Below are 6242 nucleotides of genomic sequence, written 5' to 3' on the forward strand. Positions count from 1 at the left end.
CGCGCACCTAGGTCGCCGACCCGCACGCTTGAGCCAGGGGGAACGGCAGCGCGGCGCCGTCTGCCGCGCGCTGGCCACACGGCCTCCTTTGCTGTTGGCCGACGAGCCCACCGGCAACCTGGACCCGACCAGCGCAGCCCACGTCGTGGACCTGTTGCTCGACGCCGCGCGCCAAGGAGGAGCCACCCTGCTCGTCGTCACGCACGACCGCACGCGTCTGGACCGCTTCGACCACGTGCTCGACCTCGGCGCGATCCAGGGCGCGGAGGCTGCGCGATGAGCGGCCTCGTCCGTCTGGCCGCGCGCTGGCTCGCCTTCCACCGCGGGCGCACGCTGCTGCTCGTCGGCTGCCTGGCGCTGGCGTTCCTGCTGCCGATCACCGTGAGCCGTCTCATGGCGGCGCAGGGTGATCGGATGCGCGCGCGCGCCGTTGCCACCCCCTACGTCGTGGGTGCGCCCGGCAGCCGCTATGACCTGGTCGTCTCCAGCCTGTGGTTCCGCGGGCGCACGCCGGGCAGCACGTCGATGCGCGAGATCGATCGCGTCGAAGGGGACGGCCGGGGCGTGGCCGTTCCGCTTCTCGTGCGGCACAGCGCGGGCGGCCTGCCGCTCGTGGGCACGTCGTACGACTACTTCGAACGGCGCGGGCTGCACCCGGCCCAAGGGCGGCTGCCAGCCATCCTGGGCGAAGCGGTGCTGGGTGCCACGGCGGCCGAGCGGAGCGGCGTCGGCGTGGATGGTCACGTGCTCACGGACGCCGACGGCCTGCTGGGGATGGGCATCGAGTACCCCGTGCGCCTGCGCGTCGTGGGCGTCCTCGCGCCGAGCGGCTCGGCCGACGACGAGGCCGTGTTCACCGACCTGCAGACCACGTGGCTCGTCGAAGGGCTCCTGCACGGCCACGCCGACGCCGCGCAGCAGGATCCGGCGCGCGTTCTCGGCCACGACGACCAGGGCGCGCCGCGCCTCGACAGCGGCATCGTGCAGTACACCGAGGTCACCGCGGACAACCTCGACTCGTTCCACCTGCACGGCGAGCTGGCCGACATGCCGCTCACGGGCATCCTCGTGTGGCCGAACGACGAGCGTGGACGCACGATCCTGCTCGGTCGCTACGGCGTGGCGAAGGACGCCCAGATGCTCCAACCCACCGAAGTCGTGGACGAGCTGCTCGGCTTCGTGGCGTCGCTCAAGCGCTTCTTCGATGCCCAGACGTGGCTCGTCGGCATCGCCACGGCACTGCTGCTGGTGCTCGTGGTGGCGCTCACGATCCGGACGCGCGAGCGCGAGCTGCTCACGTTGCGCCGCCTCGGCGTGTCGCGGGCGCGTGTGGCCGCGCTGCTCGGGATCGAGGTGGGTGTGGTGCTCGTGGCTGCGGCCGCGCTCGCGTCGGTGGCAGGATGGGCGCTCGCGCGGGTCCTGGCCCGCGCGCTGGGCCTGCCGTCCTGACGCCACCGGAGACTGCGATGCGCCTCGCTTCGATCGTGCTGCTCGGCCTGGGCCTCCTGCTTGCCGGCTGCGGCGGCGAGACGTCGGCCCCCGGCCCCGCGGCACGCTCCGGCCCCCCCACGGTTGCCGCCACGTTCGAGCTCCTGCGCGTGATCGCGACGCGCCTGGGCGGCGACGACGTGCGCGTCATCGCGCCGCTGCCGGGTGACGAGGATCCCGCGTGGTGGCGGCCCACCGGGGAGGCCGTGTCCGCCCTGCAGCAGGCCGACGTGGTGCTCGCCAACGGCGCGGGCTACGAGCGCTGGCTCGACAAGGTGAGCCTCCCGCGCGCACGTCTCGTGAAGACGACGGCCCTGATCAAGGAGCCGCTGCGCAAGGTCAAGGACGCCACCGTCCACAGCCACGGCCCGGGCGGAGCGCACAGCCACGAGGGCCTGGACGGCTACACGTTCGTGGACCCGTCGCTCCTGCGCGAGCAGGCTGAAGCCGTGCGGCGCGCGCTGCGCGCCGTGCGGCCGGACGCTGCCGAGCGCATCGACGCGCGCGCCAAGGCGCTCGACGACGAGCTCGCGGCCACGGCGAAGGCCGCTGCCGCCGTGCGTAGGCTGAGCGCCGGCCAGGTCATCGTGACGGCGCACCCCGTCTACGGGTACCTCGCCCGACGGCTGGGCTGGACCACCGTGGACCTCGCCTGGGTCCCCGAGAAGGCACCCGATGCCGCGGCACTCGACCAGCTGAAGGAACGCCTCGCGGGTCACGCAGCGTGGGTGCTGCTCTGGCCGTGGACGCCATCCGCGGAAACCACGGCGGCTGTCGAGGCGGCCACCGGACTCACCAGCGTGGTGTTGCCCATCGGCGACGTGTCGCTCCCCAAGGACCGTGCCGCGGGGCGCGACGTGCTGGCCGCGTTCCGCGCGGGCCTCGAGCGTCTCGACGCCGCCCTTCGCGCGCAGTGAGCGGGAGCCGACGCCGCGTCCGGCGCCGGCCCCCTCGTCCACGGCCTCACAGGATGGATCGCGTGACCACCGCGCGACGGCGGGGCGTGCGCACCTCGACGTCCGCCGCGGCGCCCGGGCGCGTCACGTCCAGGCCCACGAGCATCTCGGGGATGCGCGCCGACGCGCCGCGGTAGAAGCCCACGGTGCCCTCGTAGCGCGCCGGGTTGCGGAACGTGCCGAAGAGCATGTCCACGAGCGGCAGGTCGCTGTAGTTCCAGCGATGCACACCGTGGTGGACCTGGTGGCTCTCGGGGCGCTGGATGATGTAGCCCAGCCAGCGGGGGGTACGGATGTTGGCGTGCTGGAACACGGCGTTGAACGCCACGAACGCACCCGCAATCGCACCGGCCTCGGGTGTGAGGCCCAGCAGCGGGAAGAACACGATGCTGGCGATCGTGACGAACGCCGCCGCATCGAGCGGGTGGATGTAGTTGGCACCGAAGGCATCGTTGGCCTCGGCGCTGTGGTGCATCTGGTGGATGCGCCACAGGCGATCGGACCGGTGCACCAGCCGGTGGTAGCCGTAGTGGAACAGCTCGTACACGAGGATGCCCGCGGCTGCTCCACCCCAGGTGCCGAGCACGCTGCCGTCGAGCAGCGCCACGCCAGCGAGACGTTCGCCCCAGAACACGGCCACGGCCGTGGCCCAGAAGAACGTGAACACGGTCACGAGAGACGCCCGCAGGCGCCACCACCGCGTGGTCTCGAAGCGACGACCGCGCACCGCGAGGTCGAGGAGAAGGAAGGCGGGGAGGCTCCAGAAGGCCACCCCGTTGGCAAGGTCGATCATCGTCGGGTCTCCGAAGGGCCGGACTCGTCCGGCTGCCGGCGCATGTCGCGCACGAAGGAGAGACGCGAAGCGACGTCGAAAGAGGACAAACTCGGGGTTCCGCGGCGGTGGACTCGTGGTCAAGTGCACGCGCACCTCGGGTCAAGTGGCGCGGCGCAGGGCCCGGAAGCCAGGGCCCGAGGGCCGCTTGACGCGATCGAGGGACCGCGGTCCCAGGTGCGTGTTCAGGCCGGCAGCTGGGCGGCGAGCAGCTGCTCGGCAACGACCTTGGCCGACTTGGCCACCGAGTCGTCGCCCGTGACGAGGCGGTACGTGACCGCGCCCTCCAGCAGCAGGACCCAGGATGTGGCCAGCGCGGCCGGGTCCTCGACGCCCGCCGCCTCCGCCATCAGCCGGATCTGCTCTTCCATGGAGGCGAAGTGCTGGGCCGCGGCCTTGTGGACCGGATCCTGGCGCGACGGGAACTCGGCGCTCGCGGCGATGAACAGACAGCCGCGGTAGCGAGGGTCGTTGAACCAGTCGTCCATCACGTCGAAGATCGCGAGCAACAGCGCGCGCGGGTCGTAGCCAGCACGCGCGCGAACGGCGCGCTCGAAGGCCTCGCGCTCCCACACGTCCCGGACCTTCACGCACTCGAGGACGAGATCCTCGCGGCTCGGGAAGTGGTTGTAGAAGGTCGTCTTGGTGACGCCGACCTCCGCGAGGATGCGATCGAGGCCGACAGCGTGGAACCCGTTGCCGTAGAAGAGGTCGAGCGCTACGTGCAGGATGCGCTCGCGGGTGTCGCGCGGCTCCGCGCCACGACCAAAGAGCTCGACAGCGGTCGGCACCTTTCCCATCCCCCCATCACACCCGGCAGCACCTCACGGGGCAAGCAGGGCGCGGGGGCCGAGCGGGAGCGGCTCTCTGGAGTCTGACGACTGCGGCTGGGTGTCGCGGTAGGGACTCCGGTTGCCCGGAGCCCCCCGCACAGATCCCGGCGTGCGGCACTACCGCACCGGGCTCCTGCCTTGAGTGGTAACGCACAAGCGTTCGTACGGGTAGGGGTGTCGCTGTTCGGGGTACGGGAGGAAGCGCTTTGCGAGGGTGTCCATGCGTTCCCAGGTCACGTAGCCCCTTTGGCTGCGGCGACGTAGCCGGAGCCGCCATCGGCGGATCAGGTCGTCGCGCAGGGCCCAGAGGGTCGCCAGGTTGCCCGGTACGGCGTGGTACTGCTCGTAGCCCCTCCACGAGGCCATCAGCCAGGCACCCACGTCCCGGATCGGGTCGTGCGTGCGGCGTCGGAGCTCGTCGTGGATCTTGCGGGCGTACGCCCGGAGCCGCGAGCGTGTGGTGCGGCGCAGGACATGGAACCAGCCCTCTCGCGTCCTCGCGCAGATGTGGGTGAACCCCAGGAAGTCGAAACTCTCCGGCTTCCCTTGGCCGTGTCGTTGCCGGTTCGTCGCGGCGAACCGCCCGAACTCGATCATCCGCGTCTTGTCGGTGTTCAGCTCCAGGCCGAACTGGCGAAAGCGTTCCACCAGCGCTTCCCGAAACCGTTCGCCGTCCGCCGCGTACTGGAAGCCCATCACGATGTCGTCCGCGTACCGCACGATGATCACGTCACCCTGCGCGTGCCGCTGTCGCCATTGATGCGCCCACAGATCGAACACGTAGTGGAGATAGATGTTCGCCAGCAGGGGGCTGATGCTGCCACCCTGCGGAGAGCCCTTCTCCGCTTGAACCCACTCGCCATCCTCCATCACGCCCGCTGCCAGCCACTTCTTGACATGGCGTAGGACGCGCTCGTCCGCGATGCGGTGCTCGAGGAACTTCACCAGCCAGCCGTGGTCGATGGCATCGAAGAACCCACGGATGTCGGCATCGAGCACCCAGTTCACCTTCCGCCGCGTGATGCCCACCGTCACCGCGTCCAGCGCGTCGTGCTGCTTGCGGCCCGGTCGGAACCCGTACGAGAATCCCAGGAAATCCACCTCGTACACCGCCCCTACCACCGCCGCCGCCGAGCGTTGGACGATCTTGTCCTCCAACACGGGCTTGCCGATCGGGCGCTGACGCCCGTCCGCTTTCGGGATGTAGGTGCGTTCCACGGGGCGGGCCCGGTACCCCCCTCGCTGGAGGCGTCCGGCGAGGTCCTGGAGGTTGGCCTCCAGCTCCTTCCCGTAGTCCTCCCACGTCACCCGATCGACGCCCGGTGCGCTCTTGCGGTTGAGGCTGAAGTAGGCCTCCCGAAGTCGGTCGGTGTCGTAGACGTGATGCCAGAGGGTCGTGAACCGTTGCGTCTTGTCCCGTTCTGCTGCTTGTCGTATCCGGTCCAGCGCCTGTTGCAGGGAGGCCCGTCGCTGCGTCCGGTCCCTGGTACGCCTGGGCGGATTCCTCTTGGCCGACCCCCTTCCCTCCCCCCGCTCCGCAGGTCGCGGCGCACCGCCACCCTTGTTCGCAGGGTTCCCCGGTACTACGGGGTCGTCCGACTTCCCACGCCCGTTCATCGCCGCAGTACCCCTCTCGGGTTCACGGCGCGGACCGGGTCACCATCTCGACCCGGTCGGGCGTGGGATCTCCCGCATCCCGTGTGAAGAGCTTCCGTACATGCTCGGGTTCTCAGACCGCGCGGGGTCGGAGCGGTCCTGGCCATGACGGCCCGCCCCGTGTTGCCTTCCGCTCTCCGTACGGCGTGGGCACCCTCGAACTTCATTCCCATTTCGCGGCTCGACGTCCGGCCTGCACGTACCCCTGTCAACGCTTCACCCCCACCCTCGCGGGTCGAGGCGCATGACTCGGGGCCGGCGTGGGTGGCTAGCCCTTCGCCGTAGGACTCTTGCATTCCTTGCTCCTCACCGGTTCAACGGCGCTTTCACGGAGCCAGGGATTTCTTCCGCGAATCGCTGGCCACCGTCCCGCATGCGCACGCTCACCGCGGCGATTCGCGGAAGAATTCCCGGGCTCCCCCCCCGGGGTACGACCGGCGCACGGTGGATCGGGATCCTTGTCGTTCGTGTACCGAG

At 70.5% G+C, this 6242-nt stretch carries 6 protein-coding genes; 3 read left to right on the forward strand and 3 right to left on the reverse strand.

Annotated elements, in window-relative coordinates; genetic code table 11:
- From H6726_32645 to H6726_32655, 3 genes are all read left to right on the forward strand, one after another.
- Positions 1–280, forward strand: a 280-nt coding sequence (locus tag H6726_32645) for an ATP-binding cassette domain-containing protein (protein MCB9662434.1), incomplete at its 5' end; no start/stop codon positions are given.
- Positions 277–1449, forward strand: coding sequence for an ABC transporter permease (locus H6726_32650; GenBank protein MCB9662435.1), 1173 nt, complete (start codon positions 277–279; stop codon positions 1447–1449). The genes H6726_32645 and H6726_32650, both read left to right, overlap by 4 nt.
- Before the next feature lie 17 nt (positions 1450–1466).
- The gene (locus tag H6726_32655) at positions 1467–2405 is read left to right on the forward strand and encodes a zinc ABC transporter substrate-binding protein (protein ID MCB9662436.1); all 939 of its coding nucleotides are present in this window, start codon (positions 1467–1469) and stop codon (positions 2403–2405) included.
- A 46-nt stretch (positions 2406–2451) separates the two neighbouring features.
- Here H6726_32655 and H6726_32660 read toward each other — a convergent pair whose 3' ends face one another.
- The 3 genes from H6726_32660 to ltrA all read right to left on the reverse strand — a co-directional run bounded on the left by H6726_32660 (position 2452) and on the right by ltrA (position 5726).
- The gene (locus tag H6726_32660; protein MCB9662437.1) at positions 2452–3237 is read right to left on the reverse strand and encodes a sterol desaturase family protein; all 786 of its coding nucleotides are present in this window, start codon (positions 3235–3237) and stop codon (positions 2452–2454) included.
- A gap of 224 nt (positions 3238–3461) precedes the next feature.
- Entirely contained in the window at positions 3462–4076 is a 615-nt protein-coding gene (locus H6726_32665) for a TetR/AcrR family transcriptional regulator (GenBank protein MCB9662438.1), read from the reverse strand.
- A 150-nt stretch (positions 4077–4226) separates the two neighbouring features.
- A complete protein-coding gene (gene ltrA / locus H6726_32670; GenBank protein ID MCB9662439.1) occupies positions 4227–5726 on the reverse strand; it encodes a group II intron reverse transcriptase/maturase in 1500 nt (499 codons plus the stop codon).
- Positions 5727–6242 lie beyond the last annotated feature (516 nt).

The sequence above is a fragment of the Sandaracinaceae bacterium genome, assembly GCA_020633055.1.
In the GTDB taxonomy this organism is placed as follows: domain Bacteria; phylum Myxococcota_A; class Polyangia; order Polyangiales; family Houyiibacteriaceae; genus JADJJE01.

What these genes read in the sequence shown, in the direction of transcription:
- H6726_32650 (MCB9662435.1), top strand. Translation starts at nt 277, where the DNA reads ATGAGCGGCCTCGTCCGTCTGGCCGCGCGCTGGCTCGCCTTCCACCGC.
- H6726_32655 (MCB9662436.1), top strand. Translation starts at nt 1,467, where the DNA reads ATGCGCCTCGCTTCGATCGTGCTGCTCGGCCTGGGCCTCCTGCTTGCC.
- H6726_32660 (MCB9662437.1), bottom strand. Translation starts at nt 3,237, where the DNA reads ATGATCGACCTTGCCAACGGGGTGGCCTTCTGGAGCCTCCCCGCCTTC.
- H6726_32665 (MCB9662438.1), bottom strand. Translation starts at nt 4,076, where the DNA reads ATGGGAAAGGTGCCGACCGCTGTCGAGCTCTTTGGTCGTGGCGCGGAG.
- ltrA (MCB9662439.1), bottom strand. Translation starts at nt 5,726, where the DNA reads ATGAACGGGCGTGGGAAGTCGGACGACCCCGTAGTACCGGGGAACCCT.